This is a genomic window from Mesorhizobium argentiipisi (SeqCode) (assembly GCF_037179585.1).
Lineage (GTDB): Bacteria > Pseudomonadota > Alphaproteobacteria > Rhizobiales > Rhizobiaceae > Mesorhizobium > Mesorhizobium argentiipisi.
Window position 1 is genome coordinate 420,488 of sequence record NZ_JAPYKO010000001.1, and the last position, 16,723, is coordinate 437,210.

General features: G+C 63.4%; 19 protein-coding genes and 1 pseudogene. 9 read left to right on the forward strand and 11 right to left on the reverse strand.

Annotated elements, in window-relative coordinates; translation table 11 throughout:
• Nucleotides 1-347: 347 nt before the first annotated feature.
• Nucleotides 348-844 (forward strand): annotated as a pseudogene (locus O7A05_RS01920) (methyltransferase family protein).
• Nucleotides 845-865: 21 nt separating this feature from the next.
• Here the strand turns inward: O7A05_RS01920 and O7A05_RS01925 are convergent.
• Nucleotides 866-1,762: a LysR family transcriptional regulator gene (locus O7A05_RS01925; protein ID WP_027168144.1), complete on the reverse strand. Its 897-nt coding sequence runs from the start codon at nucleotides 1,760-1,762 to the stop codon at nucleotides 866-868.
• A 70-nt stretch (nucleotides 1,763-1,832) separates the two neighbouring features.
• Entirely contained in the window at nucleotides 1,833-2,807 is a 975-nt protein-coding gene (gene trxB, locus O7A05_RS01930; protein WP_337091242.1) for a thioredoxin-disulfide reductase, read from the reverse strand.
• A 274-nt stretch (nucleotides 2,808-3,081) separates the two neighbouring features.
• Here trxB and O7A05_RS01935 point away from each other — a divergent pair, with 274 nt between their 5' ends.
• Entirely contained in the window at nucleotides 3,082-3,558 is a 477-nt protein-coding gene (locus O7A05_RS01935; RefSeq protein WP_040989590.1) for an Lrp/AsnC family transcriptional regulator, read from the forward strand.
• A gap of 69 nt (nucleotides 3,559-3,627) precedes the next feature.
• On the opposite strand, the gene O7A05_RS01940 is transcribed toward O7A05_RS01935, so the two are convergent.
• The 6 genes from O7A05_RS01940 to O7A05_RS01965 all read right to left on the reverse strand — a co-directional run bounded on the left by O7A05_RS01940 (nucleotide 3,628) and on the right by O7A05_RS01965 (nucleotide 7,774).
• Nucleotides 3,628-4,257 (reverse strand): D-glycero-alpha-D-manno-heptose-1,7-bisphosphate 7-phosphatase, encoded by a 630-nt coding sequence (locus O7A05_RS01940; RefSeq protein WP_337091243.1) that lies wholly within the window; start codon nucleotides 4,255-4,257, stop codon nucleotides 3,628-3,630.
• Nucleotides 4,250-4,822 carry a D-sedoheptulose-7-phosphate isomerase gene (locus O7A05_RS01945; RefSeq protein ID WP_112126837.1) on the reverse strand — a complete coding sequence of 191 codons (573 nt, stop codon included), beginning with the start codon at nucleotides 4,820-4,822 and terminating at the stop codon, nucleotides 4,250-4,252. The genes O7A05_RS01940 and O7A05_RS01945 overlap by 8 nt, the downstream gene beginning before the upstream one ends.
• 7 nt (nucleotides 4,823-4,829) lie before the next feature.
• Complete coding sequence (gene rfaE1 / locus O7A05_RS01950) at nucleotides 4,830-6,314, reverse strand: D-glycero-beta-D-manno-heptose-7-phosphate kinase (protein ID WP_337091244.1); 1,485 nt, start codon at nucleotides 6,312-6,314, stop codon at nucleotides 4,830-4,832.
• 154 nt (nucleotides 6,315-6,468) lie between these two features.
• Nucleotides 6,469-7,101 carry a LysE family translocator gene (locus O7A05_RS01955; RefSeq protein WP_337091245.1) on the reverse strand — a complete coding sequence of 211 codons (633 nt, stop codon included), beginning with the start codon at nucleotides 7,099-7,101 and terminating at the stop codon, nucleotides 6,469-6,471.
• 30 nt (nucleotides 7,102-7,131) lie between these two features.
• Nucleotides 7,132-7,545: a hypothetical protein gene (locus O7A05_RS01960; protein WP_224543139.1), complete on the reverse strand. Its 414-nt coding sequence runs from the start codon at nucleotides 7,543-7,545 to the stop codon at nucleotides 7,132-7,134.
• The gene (locus O7A05_RS01965) at nucleotides 7,538-7,774 is read right to left on the reverse strand and encodes a type II toxin-antitoxin system Phd/YefM family antitoxin (RefSeq protein ID WP_217575619.1); all 237 of its coding nucleotides are present in this window, start codon (nucleotides 7,772-7,774) and stop codon (nucleotides 7,538-7,540) included. Before O7A05_RS01965 ends, O7A05_RS01960 begins: the two co-directional genes overlap by 8 nt.
• Nucleotides 7,775-7,915: 141 nt before the next feature.
• Between O7A05_RS01965 and rfaD the strand changes: the two genes are divergently transcribed.
• Genes rfaD through waaC form a run of 3 tightly spaced genes read left to right on the forward strand, consistent with a single transcriptional unit; the run spans nucleotide 7,916 to nucleotide 10,817 of the window.
• A complete protein-coding gene (gene rfaD, locus O7A05_RS01970; RefSeq protein WP_337091246.1) occupies nucleotides 7,916-8,866 on the forward strand; it encodes an ADP-glyceromanno-heptose 6-epimerase in 951 nt (316 codons plus the stop codon).
• A complete protein-coding gene (waaF, locus tag O7A05_RS01975; RefSeq protein ID WP_337091247.1) occupies nucleotides 8,839-9,846 on the forward strand; it encodes a lipopolysaccharide heptosyltransferase II in 1,008 nt (335 codons plus the stop codon). The genes rfaD and waaF overlap by 28 nt, the downstream gene beginning before the upstream one ends.
• Nucleotides 9,843-10,817: a lipopolysaccharide heptosyltransferase I gene (gene waaC / locus O7A05_RS01980; protein WP_337091248.1), complete on the forward strand. Its 975-nt coding sequence runs from the start codon at nucleotides 9,843-9,845 to the stop codon at nucleotides 10,815-10,817. Before waaF ends, waaC begins: the two co-directional genes overlap by 4 nt.
• 204 nt (nucleotides 10,818-11,021) lie before the next feature.
• Here waaC and greA read toward each other — a convergent pair whose 3' ends face one another.
• Entirely contained in the window at nucleotides 11,022-11,495 is a 474-nt protein-coding gene (gene greA, locus O7A05_RS01985; RefSeq protein WP_027168132.1) for a transcription elongation factor GreA, read from the reverse strand.
• A 260-nt stretch (nucleotides 11,496-11,755) separates the two neighbouring features.
• A complete protein-coding gene (locus tag O7A05_RS01990) occupies nucleotides 11,756-12,304 on the reverse strand; it encodes a tetratricopeptide repeat protein (RefSeq protein WP_337091250.1) in 549 nt (182 codons plus the stop codon).
• A gap of 179 nt (nucleotides 12,305-12,483) precedes the next feature.
• On the opposite strand from O7A05_RS01990, the gene O7A05_RS01995 reads away from it, so the two are divergent.
• The 3 genes from O7A05_RS01995 (at nucleotide 12,484) to O7A05_RS02005 (ending at nucleotide 15,029) form a co-directional block, all read left to right on the forward strand.
• Entirely contained in the window at nucleotides 12,484-12,909 is a 426-nt protein-coding gene (locus O7A05_RS01995; RefSeq protein ID WP_337091251.1) for a DUF3775 domain-containing protein, read from the forward strand.
• 132 nt (nucleotides 12,910-13,041) lie between these two features.
• Complete coding sequence (locus O7A05_RS02000; protein WP_337091252.1) at nucleotides 13,042-14,031, forward strand: extensin-like domain-containing protein; 990 nt, start codon at nucleotides 13,042-13,044, stop codon at nucleotides 14,029-14,031.
• Nucleotides 14,032-14,219: 188 nt separating this feature from the next.
• A complete protein-coding gene (locus tag O7A05_RS02005; RefSeq protein ID WP_415926946.1) occupies nucleotides 14,220-15,029 on the forward strand; it encodes an extensin-like domain-containing protein in 810 nt (269 codons plus the stop codon).
• Nucleotide 15,030: 1 nt separating this feature from the next.
• Here the strand turns inward: O7A05_RS02005 and O7A05_RS02010 are convergent, their stop codons facing one another.
• The gene (locus O7A05_RS02010; protein WP_337091254.1) at nucleotides 15,031-15,720 is read right to left on the reverse strand and encodes a gamma-glutamylcyclotransferase; all 690 of its coding nucleotides are present in this window, start codon (nucleotides 15,718-15,720) and stop codon (nucleotides 15,031-15,033) included.
• Between the two features lie 141 nt (nucleotides 15,721-15,861).
• On the opposite strand from O7A05_RS02010, the gene O7A05_RS02015 reads away from it, so the two are divergent.
• Nucleotides 15,862-16,569, forward strand: a complete 708-nt coding sequence (locus tag O7A05_RS02015) for an LssY C-terminal domain-containing protein (protein ID WP_337091255.1) — start codon at nucleotides 15,862-15,864, stop codon at nucleotides 16,567-16,569.
• The last annotated feature ends 154 nt before the right edge of the window (nucleotides 16,570-16,723 follow it).

The following is a 16,723-nucleotide window of genomic DNA, read 5'->3' on the forward strand; positions in this document are numbered from 1 at the left end:
GGCTGAGTTTGATTGGAAGTGCCGATTAAGGCTAACCTCCAGAGGGGAACACTCAAGGGCGCTAATGGGAGGAGAACGCGCCCTGGAGATGTGACTATATATGTGCTCATCATGCCCAAGAAACAAGCATCTATTTTGCAACACACGCATGCAAAAAGACGCAGGCTGTGGTCCAACCTGTTCCTGGAACCCATAGGACCAGAAAAATCGCCGGTTCCGGATCGTTTCTGGCCCTAAAGCGACTGCTTAAATGCCAAATCGACCCGATTTTGTTCGGAAATAGGCTAGTCGGCGAGATGATGTCGATTTCGGCAAGCCGAGTTTATTTTTACGGCAGGAGACGAATGATGCGAACTTTTTCAGCAATCGCCGGCAGCGCGCTGTTCCTGGTCGCGGCACCCGGCGTTGTCGCCGGACTGGCGCCCTGGCTGTTGACCGATCATTATCGCAAACCTCTGTCGGTTCTGCCGGGTTTCGTGCCTGCGGGCTCGATTCTTGTGATCGGAGCGGCCGCTATCCTGCTTCACGCCTTCGCCCGCTTTGCTCTCGAGGGGTTGGGCACGCCCGCCCCCGTGGCGCCGACTGAGAAGCTGGTCGTCGGCGGCATCTACCGCCATGTGCGCAACCCTATGTATGTCGCGGTGCTGGCGATCATCCTTGGCCAGGCACTGATCTTCTCGAGCTGGGCGGTGCTGGTCTACGGCCTCATCGCCGCGGCAGCGATGATCTCCTTCGTCAAGCTCTATGAAGAGCCGACGCTCGCCAACCGCTACGGCGAAGAATACGAGGTCTACCGCCGCGCCGTGCCCGGCTGCTGCCGCGGCTGACACCCTGGCGCGGATAATCCGCGCTCAGGGTGCACGCTCTAGTAGGACCAGCTGCGCGCCTTCGCGATGATGAAGTCGCGAAACACATGCAGCTTCGCCTGGTTCTTCATCGCGTCGGGATAGGCGAAGTAGGTGTCGAAGGACGGCACCTCGGTCTCCGGCAGCAGCTGGACCAGGTTCGAGTCCTTGTTGATCACATAGTCCGGCAGCATGGCGATGCCGGCGCCGCCCTGCACCGCCCGCTTGATCGACAGGATGTCGTTGATCTGCAGGGTCGGCACCCGCTGCGCGCCTTCGAAATCGCCCACCGTCTCAAGCCAGTTCAGCTCCGATAGATGCGACGGCACCGGCACGCCGAAAGTGACGATGCGATGGTTCCTGAGCTCGGCGATCGAGGCCGGCCTACCGAACTTGGCGATATAGGACGGCGCCGCGTAAAGATGGAAATGCACCGTGAACAGCCGGCGCTGGATAAGGTCCGGCTGTTGCGGCTGGCGCAGCCGGATGGCGCAATCGGCCTGGCGCATGGTGAGATCGAGCTCCTCATTGGCCAGGATCAGCTGCAGGCTGATCTCGGGATAGAGCTCGATGAATTCCTGCACGCGCTCGGTGAGCCAGCCGGCGCCCAGGCCCACCGTGGTCGTCACCCTGAGCACGCCCGACGGCCGGTCCTTGGTCTCGGTCAGCCGCGTCTTGATGGTTTCCAGCTTCATCAGCACGTCATGCGCCGTGCGGAACAGCATCTCGCCTTGCTCGGTCAGCACCAGGCCGCGCGCATGGCGGTGGAACAGCGCGACGCCAACGTCATGCTCCAGCGCGCTGACCTGCCGCGAAATGGCCGATTGAGACAGATGCAGCGTCTCGGCGGCATGGGTAAACGACCCAGCCTCCGCCGCTGCGTGGAATACGCGCAATTTATCCCAGTCCAGCGCCATGATTCCCCTCGCGTTGCCTTTGGCGTCTGAATGAAAAATCAGGCTTTTAAACGGCTTTTTAGCCGATCTGTCATTCCGCCGCTTCGCGATGGACCTCGATGCCCGCCAGATATTTTTCCGCCTCGAGCGCCGCCATGCAGCCAAGCCCGGCCGCTGTCACCGCCTGGCGGTAGATGTCGTCAGTCACGTCGCCGGCGGCGAACACGCCGGGTACGTCGGTGCGGGTCGAGTAGGGCGCCGTCCACAGATAGCCGTTCGGCTTCTGCTTCAGCTTGCCGACAAAGAGCTCGACCGCAGGCGCATGGCCGATCGCGACGAACACGCCGTCGACCGGCAGCTTCGATTCCTGGCCGGTCACGACGTTGCGCAGCGTCAGGCCTTCGACGGAAGGCGGCAGCGGCGCCTTGCCCGGCCGTCCGGTGATCTCGTCCACCACCGTGTCCCAGATGACGCGGATATTGTCCTTCTTGAACAGCCGCTCGCGCAGGATGCGCTCTGCACGGAAGTCGCTGCGCCGGTGGATGACGGTGACGCTCTTGGCGAGGTTCGACAGATAAAGCGCTTCCTCGACCGCGGAATTGCCGCCGCCGACCACCGCGACGTCTTTGCCGCGGTAGAAGAAGCCGTCGCAGGTGGCGCAGGCCGAAACGCCGAACCCCATGAAGGTCTGCTCCGACGGGATGCCCAGCCACTTAGCCTGGGCGCCGGTGGCGATGATCAAGGCGTCCGCGGTGTAGACGGCGCCGGAATCGCCGGTCGCGCGGAACGGCCGCACATTGAGATCGACCTCGGTGATGATGTCGTTGACGATGTCGGTGCCGACATGCTCGGCCTGCGCCAGCATCTGGCTCATCAGCCAAGGGCCCTGGATCGGATCGGCGAAGCCGGGGTAGTTCTCGACGTCGGTGGTGATCATCAATTGGCCGCCCTGCTGCAGGCCGGCGACCAGCATCGGCTTCAGCATGGCGCGGGCGGCATAGATCGCCGCCGTGTAGCCGGCCGGGCCGGAACCGATGATAAGAACGGGCGCATGTTTGGTGTTCATGAAAGTCCCCTGCGGCGCGCAGCCGTGGTTTGTCGCGCGTAATGTAAGTGTTGCCCGTGGGACCAGCAAGGCAAGTTGGCCTTCGTCCCCGGAAAGCTTCGTCCCCTGCATATCGGGCCATATCGCCGCCCGTCACCAATGCATGTAACCCGGAGGTGTGCGGCTCCGAGGTCACGACATGCATCAAAATAAGGAGAAAATCATCGCAAAGGGATGGCCTCCCAGGCGAAACCAAATTACAAAATCGCGAAAGATTCTTGCGCGAAAGCCGTCCATGCCGCTCAAAGCCGATCTCGACGCCATCGACTGGAAGATCCTGCGCGAACTGCAGGGAGACGGCCGCATGACCAATGTCGAGCTGTCTAACCGGGTCGGCATTTCGGCGCCGCCCTGCCTGCGCCGTGTCAGGCGGCTGGAAGAGGCCGGCATCATCCGCGGTTACCGCGCGCTGCTGAACGCGCCGGCGCTCGGCATGGATGTCGTCGCCTTCTGCCTGATCGGCCTGCATCATCAGGCCGATGCCGAGCTGAAGACCTTCGCCGAACGCACGCGCGGCTGGCCGATCGTGCGCGACGCCTGGATGGTTTCGGGCGAATCCGATTTCCTGCTGCATTGCGTGGCGAGCGACCTCGGCACCTTCCAGACCTTCGTCATCGAGGAACTGGCGTCGGCTCCGAATGTGGACACGGTACGCACCGCCTTGACGATCCGCCGGGTCAAGGACGAAGGGCTGGTGGCTTTTCCGACTTAATGTGCCGGCTTCCGGAAATTCGCCTGCGCAAACAAAGGGCTTAGCGCAGGGCTTTGAATCAATCCGCGATCAGAGCGACCGTATCGCGGCAAGCAGTTCCTCAAGGTCCGTGGCGTCGCGCAACGGCGAAACCGAAAACCCGCTTATCGTCGAGGCTTCGCCGTCGACGAGCCAGCCACGTATGAGGCCGGCGCGCCGACCAGCTTCCATGTCGGCCGGCTTGTCGCCGATGATCAGCGATCGCTTCAGGTCGAGGCCGAGGCGGCGGCCCGCCTCCAGCAGCATGCCCGGATTGGGCTTCCGCATCGGGTGATCGGCAATGGCGAGAGGACCTGAACCGGCTTCGTGATAGGCGCAGGCCAGCACCATGTCGACAAACGCTTTTTGCTCAGCCAGCAGCTCAAGCACGCGCCCGTTCACCCGCGCAAACGCATCCCAGCCGAAATAGCCGCGCGCGATGCCTGATTGGTTGGTGACGACAACGACCGGAACACCGCGCTGGTTCGCAGCCTCGATGACCGGCGCGATGCCATCGCGCAGCACCATGGCCGCCGGATCGTCTGGATAGCCGGTATCGACATTGATCGTGCCGTCGCGATCGAGGAACAGCGCCGGCCGACCGGCCGGAAAGCTCGTGGCGGTGGTCCGCTCGACCCAAAGGCCTGGCTCGGCTAGTGGAAAGCCGTCACTTTCAGCCATTGCTGAGACGCGCTTCGACCGCCTCGCACAGATGGTGGTAGAGGCAGAGATGCCCCTGCTGGATGATCGGCGTCGAGGTCGACGGCACGTTGAGCAGGATGTCGGTCAGCGGCTTGAGCTTGCCGCCGGTCTCGCCGGTCAGGCTGATCACCGTCATGCCCATCGCCCGCGCCTGCTCGGCGGCGGCAAGGATGCTCGGCGAATTGCCGCTGGTGGAAATGGCGAGCAGCACCGCGCCTTCCGATCCATGCGCCTCGACCTGGCGCGAGAAGACCGTATCGAAGCCGTAATCATTGCCCCAGGCGGTCAGCACCGCGGCGTTGGCCGGCAGCGCGATGACGTTATAGGCCTTGCGTTCCTTCAGGAACCGGCCGACCAGCTCGCCGGCGATGTGGATGGCGTCGCTGGCCGAGCCGCCATTGCCGCAGATCAGCAGCGCCTTGCCTTGCGAGAGCGCCGTCACCACGGTGCTCACGGCGCGTTCCATCTCGCCGGTGAGGTCGCGCTCGACCATCGCCGAGATCGCCGCCGCGGAGCGGACCAGGTAGTCGTTCAAATCGGACATGAGACCCTCAGTTTGCGGCACGCAGCTTGCCGATCGTGTTCGTCGTGCTCTTGCCGGCGACGAGGTCGACCAGCACCACGCGCCCGCCCGCCTTCTGCACCACGTCGGCGCCGACCACGGTCTCGATCGTGTAATCCGCGCCCTTGACCAGAATGTCCGGCAGAAGCGCCTCGATGAGCTTGAGCGGCGTATCTTCCTCGAAGACGACGACGGCATCGACCGAGGCAAGCGCTGCCAGCACGCAGGCGCGGTCATGCTGGTTGTTGACGGGCCGTCCAGGCCCTTTCAGCCGGTGCACCGAGGCGTCGCTGTTGAGGCCGAGCACCAGCCGGTCGCACTGGCTGCGCGCGGCATGCAGCAGGCTGACATGACCGGCATGCAGGATGTCGAAGCAGCCATTGGTGAAGCCGACGGTCAGCCCCTCTTCCTTCCAGGCGGCAACCATCCTGGCCGCGGCATTGGCGTCGAGAATGGCATCGGTATGAGCCGTCGGCCCGTGCGAGCGGAACAGCGCGCCGGATAGCTCCTCGACGTTCAGCCGCGCCGTGCCGCGCTTGCCGACGACCACGCCGCCGGCCGCGTTGGCGATGACGGCCGCATGCACCCGGTCGGCGCCGGCGGCGAGCGAAAGCGCGAAACTCGCGATGACCGTATCGCCCGCGCCGGAAACGTCGAACACTTCGCGCGCCTGGGTGGAAATGTGGCGGGCATCCTCGGCGGAGACCACGCTCATGCCCTTCTCGCTGCGCGTGGCGACGATGAATTCGAAGTCATACGTGGCGATCAGGTCGCGCGCCGCGGTCACGATCTCCTCGTCGCCGAACACATTGCGCCCGACCGCCTCGCCAAGCTCCTTGCGGTTCGGCGTCACAGCCGTGGCGCCGGCATAGCGCGCGTAATCGCGCCCCTTCGGATCGACCAGCACCGGCTTGCCGGCATCGCGGCAGATCGCGATCAGCTCGCCGGCGATGCCATCGAGCAGGATGCCCTTGCCGTAATCGGAGAGGATGACGATGTCGGCGCGGCCAAGCGCGGCCTGGAAGTGATCGATGAGCTTCGCCCGCTCGGCGGAAGTCAGCGGCTTGATCTCCTCCTCGTCGAAACGCAGCACCTGCTGGTTGAGGGCGCTGAAGCGGCTTTTCGATGAGGTCATGCGGTCCTGGCGCTGCAGGAGGCCGTCGGTGTCGACGCCGATTTCGCAGAGCATGCGCATCAGATTGTCGCCGGACTGGTCGGCACCGATCACCGATATGGGGATCGCGGCCGCGCCCAGCGAAACGATGTTGGAGACGACATTGCCGGCGCCGCCCATGTTCAACGTCTCGCCCTTGCCATGCAGCACGGGGATCGGGGCTTCCGGCGAGATGCGTTCGATCACGCCGCTGACGAAACGGTCGAGGATAAAATCGCCCACAACCAGCACGGTGACGTCGCCGAACCGGGCGATGGTGCGATGCAAAGGTTCCGGAGAGGGCGGATTGTGCTTGATCATCTCACTCGAGCTATGCCTGAAGAAGGCCGGACTTGATTAGGTTTCGGCGCCGGAATTGTGGCGCGGGTCGCTCAAAGCGATGCCAATATACCGCAATTCGGGCGAGCGCAACGGCTAGGCCGGGTGCGGACCGCAGCCGAAGCCGGCTGGGCGATCAGCTCCTCTGCAGGGCGACATGGACGCCGAGGCCGACCAGCACGGCGCCGCCCGCACGCTGCATCAGCCGCTGCGCGCGTCCCGAACGCCGAAGCCGCGCGATCATCGCGCCGGCAAGGAAAACGCAAACGATGTCCGCCGAGGAGAACATCAGGTTGACGACGGTTCCAAGCACGACGAACTGCAGCCAGACCGGAAACGCCGCCGAGGCATCGATGAATTGCGGCAGGAACGCCATGAAGAAGATCGCCGTCTTCGGATTGAGCACCTCGACGGTCACGCTTTCGAAAAAGGCGCGACGGGCCGATTTCCGCTCGATCAAGGGCAATTCCGTCTCGCCGTCCGCGCGCTTGCGGAAGAGAGACACGCCGAGCCAGATCAGATAGAGCGCGCCGACGAGCTTGACCGCAAGATAGAGCGGCGGCACCGCGTGAAACAGGACGGACAGTCCTGCGGCGGCCGCGAAGACATGCACATAGCCGCCGAGATGGATGCCGAGAGCCGCCGTCAGCCCCGACCAGCGGCCGCGCGCCATTGTCTGCGCCGCGGCGTAGAGCATGGCGGGGCCAGGGATATAGGCGAAGACCGCGGTGGTGGCGAAAAAAGCGATGAGCAGTTCGGTCGACGGCATCTTGTCCCTCATGATCCGGTCGCAGCCTGTTCAGTCCGCACGCGGGATGGCTTTGGATTGACCTTTGCGGACAACCGCAATGAAAGCAGCCATGACTTTCTTGTGGAATGACGGACTGAACGCGCCGATGCGCGCGCCCGGCTCGAAATAGGCTGACGATTCCAGGATATCGTGATTGTATTCGTCGACTATGACCCAAAGAGGAATAGGGTCAAGGCCGGCGCGGCGGCGTTCGATTTCCGGAACGGAAACGGCAACACGATCGCGACCCGGTTGCGTAGAGGTGATTGCGAGGATGAAGAGGTTCGTGCCGCCGGCTTTCCCGGGAAGGACGGCCACGAAGGCAACGGGCCGTCTCTTGCGGCCTTCGGTCTCGCCGTCTCCATGCTGCCGATACCAAAGATATGGATATCGCCAGACGTCGGCGGCAACCGGCTTAATCACGATCCAACTCCGCAGCGTACTCCTCAAGCATCTCGACATGGTCTGACGGAGCATCCTTGGCAGCGTAAGCGCGACGGCTGTCGTTGGCAAAGCGAGCCTCGTAGGCCTCGATGCTCATTAGGACATATCTCGGCTTGTTGTGACGGGTAATGGAGACAGGCTGCTGGCTCGCGGCCGCAAGCACGTCACCGAGATTTTGTTTCAGATCAGTAGACGGGTATTGCTTCATGAAGTCCTCCATCTTGTACAAAATAGGCAAAACAGACGAAATAGACAAGCTCAACGACCTAAGACGGGACGATGCCTGCTTTGTCGACAGCCCGACTGGCCTCCCCTATAAGAGCCGGAATCGCAAGCAGCAGAGGCCTTCATGATCATCGTCACGGGCGGCGCCGGCATGATCGGCTCCAACATCGTCGCCGCTCTCAATGCCGAGGGCCATGACGACATCGTCGTTGTCGACGATCTGACCGACGGCCACAAGATCGCCAACCTCGCCGACCTTCGCATCGCCGACTATCTCGACAAGGACGATTTTCTCGCCCGGCTCGAAGCAGGCGCGCTCGGCCGCATCGAGGCCGTGTTCCATCAGGGCGCCTGCTCGACCACCACCGAATGGAATGGCAAGTTCATGATGGAGGTGAACTACGCCTATTCGAAGCGACTGCTGCATGCCTGCCTGAAGCTGCGCGTGCCCTTCCTCTACGCCTCGTCGGCTTCGGTCTATGGCGGCGGCAGCGAGTTCCGCGAGGAGCCGGACTTCGAGCGGCCGCTCAACGTCTATGCCTATTCGAAGAAGCTGTTCGACGACTATGTCCGCCGGACTGTCTGCGACACCGATCACTCGCAAGTAGCGGGCCTGCGCTATTTCAACGTCTACGGCCCGCGCGAGGCGCATAAGGGCGCCATGGCCTCCGTCGCCTTCCATCTCTTCAACCAGGTCGAGCGCGGCGAGAATCCAAAACTGTTTGGCGCTTATGGCGACTTCGGACCTGGCGAGCAGAGTCGCGACTTCATCCATGTCGGCGATGTCGCCGAGGTCAATCTGTGGCTCTGGAAACGCGGCTTGAGCGGCATCTTCAACTGTGGCACCGGCCGCGCCCAGCCGTTCCGGGCGGTCGCCGAGACGGTGATCGACACGCTGGGCAAGGGCGAGATCGAGTTCATCCCCTTTCCCGATCACCTCAAGGGCAGCTACCAGAGTTTCACGCAGGCTGATATGTCCCGCTTGCGCGCGGCCGGCTACAATGGCCAATTCCGCACAGTCGAAACCGGCGTCAGGGACTATGTCGAATGGCTGAAGGCCCAACGATCCTCGTGATCGGCCCACGCTGGGTGGGCGACATGGTCATGGCGCAGTGCCTGTTTGCGGCGCTGAAGGAAAAACATCCGAATGCGGCCATCGACGTGCTGGCGCCGGCATGGGCTGCCCCGCTGGTCAAGCGCATGCCCGAAATACGCAGCCAGATCGACTTTCCGTTGATGCCGGGAGCGCTCGAATTCCGCAGCCGCAGGCGCTTCGGCCGCCTGCTGCGCGGCCGCTATGACATGGCCTATGTGCTGCCGGGCAGCTGGAAATCGGCGCTGATCCCGTTCTTCGCCCGCATCCCGCACCGCGTCGGCAATTTGCGCGAGATGCGCTACGGCCTGCTGACCGAGATCGTACCGCTGCCCGAGGCGCTGAAACGGCGCACGGCGCGCGCCTATTTCGGCCTCGCGCGCGGCGGCACGTTTCGCGCGCCGAGGCTTACCATCGACAAGGCCAACCAGGCCGATCTGCTGGCGCGTTTCGGGCTGACCGGCCGCAAATTCGTGGCGCTAATGCCCGGCGCCGAATTCGGCCCGGCAAAACGCTGGCCGCGCGATCACTATGCAGGGCTTGCCCGGGACATGATAGCCAAGGGTTTGGGCGTCGCCCTGCTTGGCTCGAAGAACGATGCCGACGTGACCGGCGAGATCGCAGCCCTTGCCCCGGGCGCCGTCGACCTTGCCGGCAAGACGCGGCTGGAGGACGCCATCGACCTGATCGCCGCGGCAAAGCTTGCGGTCTCGAACGACAGCGGGCTGATGCATGTCGCCGCCGCTGTCGGCACGCCGATCGTCGCCGTCTACGGTTCGACTTCGCCGGAAAACACGCCGCCGCTCAGCGAGCGCTCCGAACTGATCTGGCTGCATCTGTCCTGTTCGCCCTGCCATAAGAAGGTCTGTCCGCTCGGGCATCTCAATTGCCTCAAGACGCTCGATGTCGCCCGAGTCGCGGCCGCGGCCGACCGCTTGCTCAACGTTCCGGCAGCGGCATGAAAGTGCTTATCGTCAAGACATCGTCGATGGGCGATGTCATTCACACGTTTCCCGCGGTCGAAGACGCGGTGCGCAATCGCCCCGATATCCGCTTCGACTGGTGCGTGGAGGAGCCGTTTGCCGGTATCGTGGGCTTGCATCCGGCGATCGGCACCATCCACAAGGTGGCGATCCGGCGCTGGCGCAAGCGGATTCTCGACGGCACCACATGGCGCGAGATGGCCGGACTGCGCGGAGCGCTCCGCGCCTCCCGCTACGACCTTGTCATCGACGCGCAAGGCCTGTTGAAGTCGGCCCTGGTCGCCATCCAGGCCGGCGCGCCGATTGCCGGCTTCGACCGGGCGAGCGCCCGCGAGCCTTCGGCAACGCTGTTCTATCAACGCAAATACGCCGTGCCGAGCGACCTGCATGCCATCGAGCGCACCAGACGGCTGTTCGGACTGGCGCTTGGCTACCAGCCTGACCTGTCGGCGCTCGAATCCGGCATCGCGCCGCCGGCGGTCGGCCTGGCTGGCGTTGACGGCAAAACGGCCTTCCTGCTGCACGGCACCAGCCGCGAGGACAAGAAATGGCCGGTCGAGGATTGGATCAAAACCGCGCGCCGACTGGCCGACCGGCAATTCACACCGGTGGTCACCTGGTCGAACGAGGCGGAAAGGAAAGCGGCCCAAGCTATTGCCGGTGCCGTGCCAGGGACAGTGCTTGTTCCAAAATCACCGCTCGCGGATATCGCCGCAATCCTCGGCCGCTCGACGCTGGTCATCGGCGCCGACACCGGCCTCACGCATCTTGCCAGCGCCTTCGGCCTGCCGACGGTCGCCATCTTCCTGGCTACGGAACCCGGTCTCACCGGCCCGCGCGGGCTCTTCGCATCGACCTTGCTTGCACCGGCCGGCGGCAGGGTCACGCCGGCTGACGTGATAGCGGAAGCGGAACGGCTGTTGGCGCTCAGATCAAACGCGCCAGCGTGAGGACTTTTCAGAATTCGCTCTGGCGAGTCGAATGGCGTAGTTTTTGAGAACCGGCCTACGCCGGCCGTAGCCTTCATAGAGCGGAGACCCTTATGAGGGCTTCGGCCGGCGAAGGCCGGAGCGGAGCGTACTTAAAGTACGTGAGCACCGGAAGCGCAGAAAACTACGCTAGTCGGCCGCCAGAGTAGAATTATCAAAAGGTCCTCAGATAAACTGCACCTGGACGATCTCATACCCTCTGGCGCCGCCCGGAGCATTGACCTCGATGGCGTCGCCGACTTCCTTGCCGATCAGCGCACGCGCGATCGGCGAGGAGATTGAGATACGGCCGGACTTCACGTCCGCTTCCTGGTCGCCGACGATCTGGTAGGTTTTCTTCTCTTCGGTGTCCTCGTCGACGAGCACGACAGTTGCGCCGAATTTCACCTTGTCGCCGGAAAGCTTCGAAACGTCGATAACTTCGGCCCGCGCGATCAGATCCTCGAGCTCGTTGATGCGGCCTTCATTATGGCTCTGCGACTCCTTGGCCGCGTGATATTCGGCATTTTCGGACAGGTCGCCATGCGAGCGCGCCTCGGAAATCGCCTCGATGATACGAGGACGTTCCTCCTGCTGGCGCCAGCGAAGTTCTTCCTTCAATGACGCGAACCCCTCGCCTGTCATCGGGACCTTGATCATGTGCCTGGCCTTTCCTGCCGCCGCCCCCGTTTTCGGGAGCGGCCTTGTCAATGGGTACAAAAAGAAAACGGTCCGGCAGCCTCGGGCTAACGGAACCGTCTCACCACAATTTCCACGAATATAGCAATCTTCGCGCGATTTTCACGCCCAAAAATGAAATTCGGCAAAATGATCACCGCTTTCGCGGGTCCCCCGGCTCGCGGCAACGAAAAACCGGCCGCGATTGCCCGCAGCCGGTTCGAGGAGCGTCGAAGCCCTGTTCAGCTCCTCAGGAAATGATCGATCTGCTCGGATAGCATGCCGTATTCGCGCGAGCCCTTGCCGGTCCGCTTTTCGATCTCCTGGAGCTGCTGCTGCGCGCCGGCGAGATCGCCGATCTGCAGATGCGCTTCGCCCAGATATTCGCGCACCAGCGTGTAGTTCGGGTCGATCCGCAGCGCTTCCTCGTAATAGCCGAGGCCGACGGTGACGCGACCCGAATGGCGGTGCGAATAGCCGAGATAGTTGAGGATGCGCGGATCCTGCTTGTTGGCGGCGAGCGTCAGCACCGAGATGGCTTCGTCATAGCGCCCGGCCATCGCCAGATCGTGGCCCGCCTCATAGATGCTGTCGTCGTCCAGCATGCCATATTGCGGCTTCACGCATTTGTTCTTCTTCTTGTCCCAGACCTCGCCCTTCTTGCAGGTGCTGGTCGTCTGGCCACCGCTGCCGCCGGCACTGCCGCCACCTTCACCAGCGGTATAGGCTGGCGCAACGAACAGCGGCAGCGCCGCTATGGCCATGACCTGAACAAGCAAACGTCTGCGCATCGAAGCCTCCTTGAGCGTGACAATGGCAGACTAACGCCGAGCCGACGCGGTTTCATCCCGAAAAGCAAGCGGACGCCGAACTATTTTGGGCGGCCGGACAGAGGCATTTACCAGCGGGACGTGACGCGCGTTTTAATTCCGCTATCATCGGAGCCAAGCGCTTCACGTGGAGAAAGGCAGTGCAGCAGCGCCTCGAGAAGGAGTGGGAACTTTCGATCGATCCGGACACGGTGCGCCTGTTCATCCTCAAGGCGAAGGCGCTGAGCGCCGCCGTCAACGAGGACTATGATGACGGCGCCGAGCACGAGATCGAGTTCGACGGCGACGCGCATGCAAGCCACCATCACGACGGCCTTGTCGAGGAAGCCTCGGAAGATCTCACCGAGGAGGAATTCCGCGAGCTGATCAACGATCTCAACATCGACGAAGCGGCCGAGCTGATCGCGCTCGCCTGGGTCGGGCGCGGCGACTATGACCCATCCGAATGGGCCGATGCGGTGGCTGCAGCCAGGGAGCGTCCCAGGAAGCGCACGGCCAAATACCTGCTTGGCCTGCCGATGCTTGCCGACTGGCTGGAGGAAGGCCTTGAAGCCATCGGCGCGTAACGCGCCGGTAACCGATTGTGATCGGCAAGGCTGCTGGCGCAGGCAACTTCGCAACGCGACCGCCGTTTCGGGGCGATGGCAACGCTGAGCCTTTCACGACTTTGCAGACTGGCGCTGCCTGTGGTGGCCGCGATGCTGCTGATTACGCCGGCCGTGGCCAAGCATCACCATCGAAATAAAAGACACCTGCCGCCGCCCAGCCAGAGCGCCGCTCCGGCACCGGAAACGCCTCCGGCGACCCCGGTTCCAGGCTCGCGTCCCCAGGACATGGAGAACGGCACTGAGAAGTCCGGGCAAGACAAAAGCCGCCTCGACAGCAGCGACGACTTCCTCAGCCAGGAGAAATCGCATCCGAAGTGGGATGCCCGCCCGCCACGTTCGAAAAGCGCTCAATCCGCGCCGCGGACGGAATCCGAGCCGCTGACGCCGGATGTCGCGCCGACGCCGCCGCGGAAGCCCACCGAACCGGAGCCGGAGCCGCCGGAAACCGCGCCGCAGCCATCGGAAAAACCCGAACCGCCGGGCGAGGAAAAGATGCTTCCCGATCCGCGCTCGGCCGACATGCCGGCCGACACGATGCCGGCGGAAGAAACCGCATGCCGCGAGCGGCTGAAGGCGCTGGGCGTCGAGTTCGAAGAGCACAAGGCCGAGCACGATGCGGAAATCGGCTGCTCGATCCCCTATCCGGTAATTTTGAAGACGCTCGGCAAATCCATCGGCATCAGTCCCGGCACCGAGCTCAACTGCCCGATGGCCGAGGCGGCCGCGCGCTTCATGGCCGATGTCGTCCAGCCTATGGCGAAGGCTGAACTCGGCGCCGATTTGAAGTCGGTCAACCAGGGCTCGGCCTTCGTTTGCCGCCCACGCAACGGCAGGCGCAAACTGTCGGAACACGCCTTCGGCAATGCGCTCGACATCGCGAGCTTCACCTTGTCGGACGGCAGGAAGATCGAGGTCGGGCCGGCGCCGCCGGATCAGGACGCGAAGTTCCTCAACGCGGTGCGCAAGGCTGCCTGCGGGCCGTTCAAGACGGTGCTTGGTCCGGGCGCCGACCCCGACCACGCGCTGCATTTCCACTTCGACCTGGAACCGCGCCGCCACGGCGGCACCTTTTGCCAGTAAGCACGATCTCGAAAGTTTCGGTCACGTCCCTGCAAGAACAGCGCCGCAATTCCGCCCCAGGCATGAATGCCGGCGCTGATCTTTCCTTTACTGTTGAGGGTTAACCTTGTGCCGTTCGGATCATGATCCCAATTGGGATCGGATCTTGGGGACAAGGACGCCTTTCGATGGCTCGAAGACTTGGCGCCATGCTGGCAGCGGCGCGACGGGACAAGCGTGCGCGCATCATGCTCGCCGGGCTGGCCGCGGGCGTTGCCATCGCGACGATATCGGCCTGCACGACCGGTGACGTCTTTGCGCTGCAGCCGGCAGTCGATGTCGGCAGCCAGACGGCAGCCGTGCCGCAGCCCGACGCGTCGCAATATTCCGGCATGCAACGTCTTGTTCCGTCCAATCCCTACATGACCCAGGCCGCCTATCCGCGCATGGATGAGCCGATGTCGTCGGCCGTGCAGATGCCGGCCAGCGAGATCGACTGCCGCAACGAGTTGAAGCGGATGGGTGTCGTCTATCAGGACATCCAGCCGATCCATGAAGGCCAGTGCGGCATCGATTATCCAGTGAAGGTCTCGGCGATCGGCAGCGTCGCCATGAAGCCGGCGGCGACGCTGACCTGCAACATGGCCGCCACCTTTGCCGCCTGGACGAAGAACGAGCTGCAGCCGGCAGCCCGCTGGCGCTATTTCTCAGGCGTCAAGGCGATCCACCAGGGCTCCAGCTATTCCTGCCGCAACATCGCCGGCGAAGGCGTCCTGTCCGAGCACGGCAAGGGTAACGCCCTCGACGTCATGAGCATCGAGCTCAACAATGGCGACGACATCGACGTCCGCAAGCCCGGCCTGTTCGCCTTCCGCACGCGCGGCTTCCTCAACAATGTGCGTGCCGACGGCTGCGAGTATTTCACCACGGTGCTCGGCCCAGGCTACAATTACGACCACCGCAATCATTTCCATTTCGACATCAAGAACCGCAAAAGCGGTTACCGCGCCTGCCGGTAGATCAGCCTTGCCGTTGGGCTTCAGTGGAAGCGATGATCTGCCGAGCGACCATATCCTGGATGCGCCAGAGATTTCTGTCGCGGATCCCGCTTTCCTCCAGCTTGGCGACCGTCCGGAAAAGATACTGCGCCGAGGAGCCCCAATGCCCGGCGGCGCGCGCCAGCGTGTGCGCAACCTGCTCCAATGCCAGCCTGCCGGCATAAGCCCTGCCCTCGGGCGCGGCGACAAAAGCCAGAGCACGCAATGGCCCGTCCCTGGTCCGGAGCTTGATCCAGCATGGCACGTTGGTCGGCGGGTTCGCATCTATTTCGCGACGAAGCAGCTGGACGATCTGCCCCAAATGGTCCTCCGCCGGCAGCCGATAAGCGATGCCGTTGCAGCTGCCTCCCCGGTCAAGCGCCAGCATCAGCGCCGGCAATTCACGCGTTCCGCGCCAGCGTGTCAGCTTCAGGCAAAATGAGCGGTGCCAACCTAGTGCCGTCGCCTTACGCTGCTCCAGGTAAATGAATTCTGGATTCCAGATTAGCGAGCCATAGGCAAATACCCAAAGCGCATCGGGTCGATATTGCGTCAGCAATTGTTCGGCCAGATCGTTATATTCGGCGTCGCTATGCTCACTTGTTCCGGGCTCGGGACCTGGATCAGGCTCCATGCGCTCGACCCTCGCGACAAGCTCGGCAGTCAGCGCCATTTTCCCGTGGCCTGTCTTTGTCGGTTCCATTCGCCGCGCCCCGGTCAACCGATAACCGATTGTAGATGGTCTCCAGATCGCTGGCCATTGATTTCCCGTGATCGTCGCGCAACACATGCTACACGGAGTCGAGCGGCGTTCATGAGCCAACGAAGTGTGAGGCGACGCGCGGTGATCTGGATCGCGGCTTTCTGCGCCTTCTACGTGACGCTCGCCTATGTTGCCGCGCCGGAATTCTGGACTTGGCGGGAGCGCGGTTTCCGCACCCGGCCCTTCGAGATGGTGACGCACACGCCGCAGGGCATTCCCGGCGATCCGATCAATGTCGGCCTTGTCGGCACCGAGAAGGAAGTTGTCCACGCCTTCGCGGTCGCGGGCTGGGACACGGCCGATGCCGTTACGCTCAGGACGGCGATCGACATCGGTGAAAGCGTCTTGTTTTCCCGCCCCTATCCCGATGCGCCGATGAGCCGCCTTCTGTTCGAGGGCCGAGCCCAGGACCTAGCCTTCGAAAAGCCGGTCGGCGACAGCGCCGACCGGCGCCACCACGTCCGCTTCTGGCAGACGGACACGGTCGGCGACGACGGCCGCCCGCTCTGGCTGGGCGCCGCCAGCTTCGACCGCGGCGTCGGCCTCAGCCACGACACGGGCGCCCTCACCCACCACATCGGCCCCGACATCGACGCGGAGCGCGACTTCCTGATCGACGACCTGAAGGTCGCTGGTCTGCTTACATCCACCAGCGAGATAGCGGGAATCGGCGCCACCAAGGCCGGACGCAATGGCGGCGGCGATCCCTATTTTACCGACGGCATGGCCGTTATCGGCGTTCTGAAGACGCAGCAGTGACGGCGCACCCGTCACGCGCGCGCTGACGCCGAAGGTGCGCGTCGTCATCGACGAGCTTGTCGGGCATTTCTCGGCGCCGATCTGGGATGCGGCTTGAACGGCGCGCCTGTCATGTTCCAAAAATACCGGCGGGCTATTTTCGATGCACTGCAGC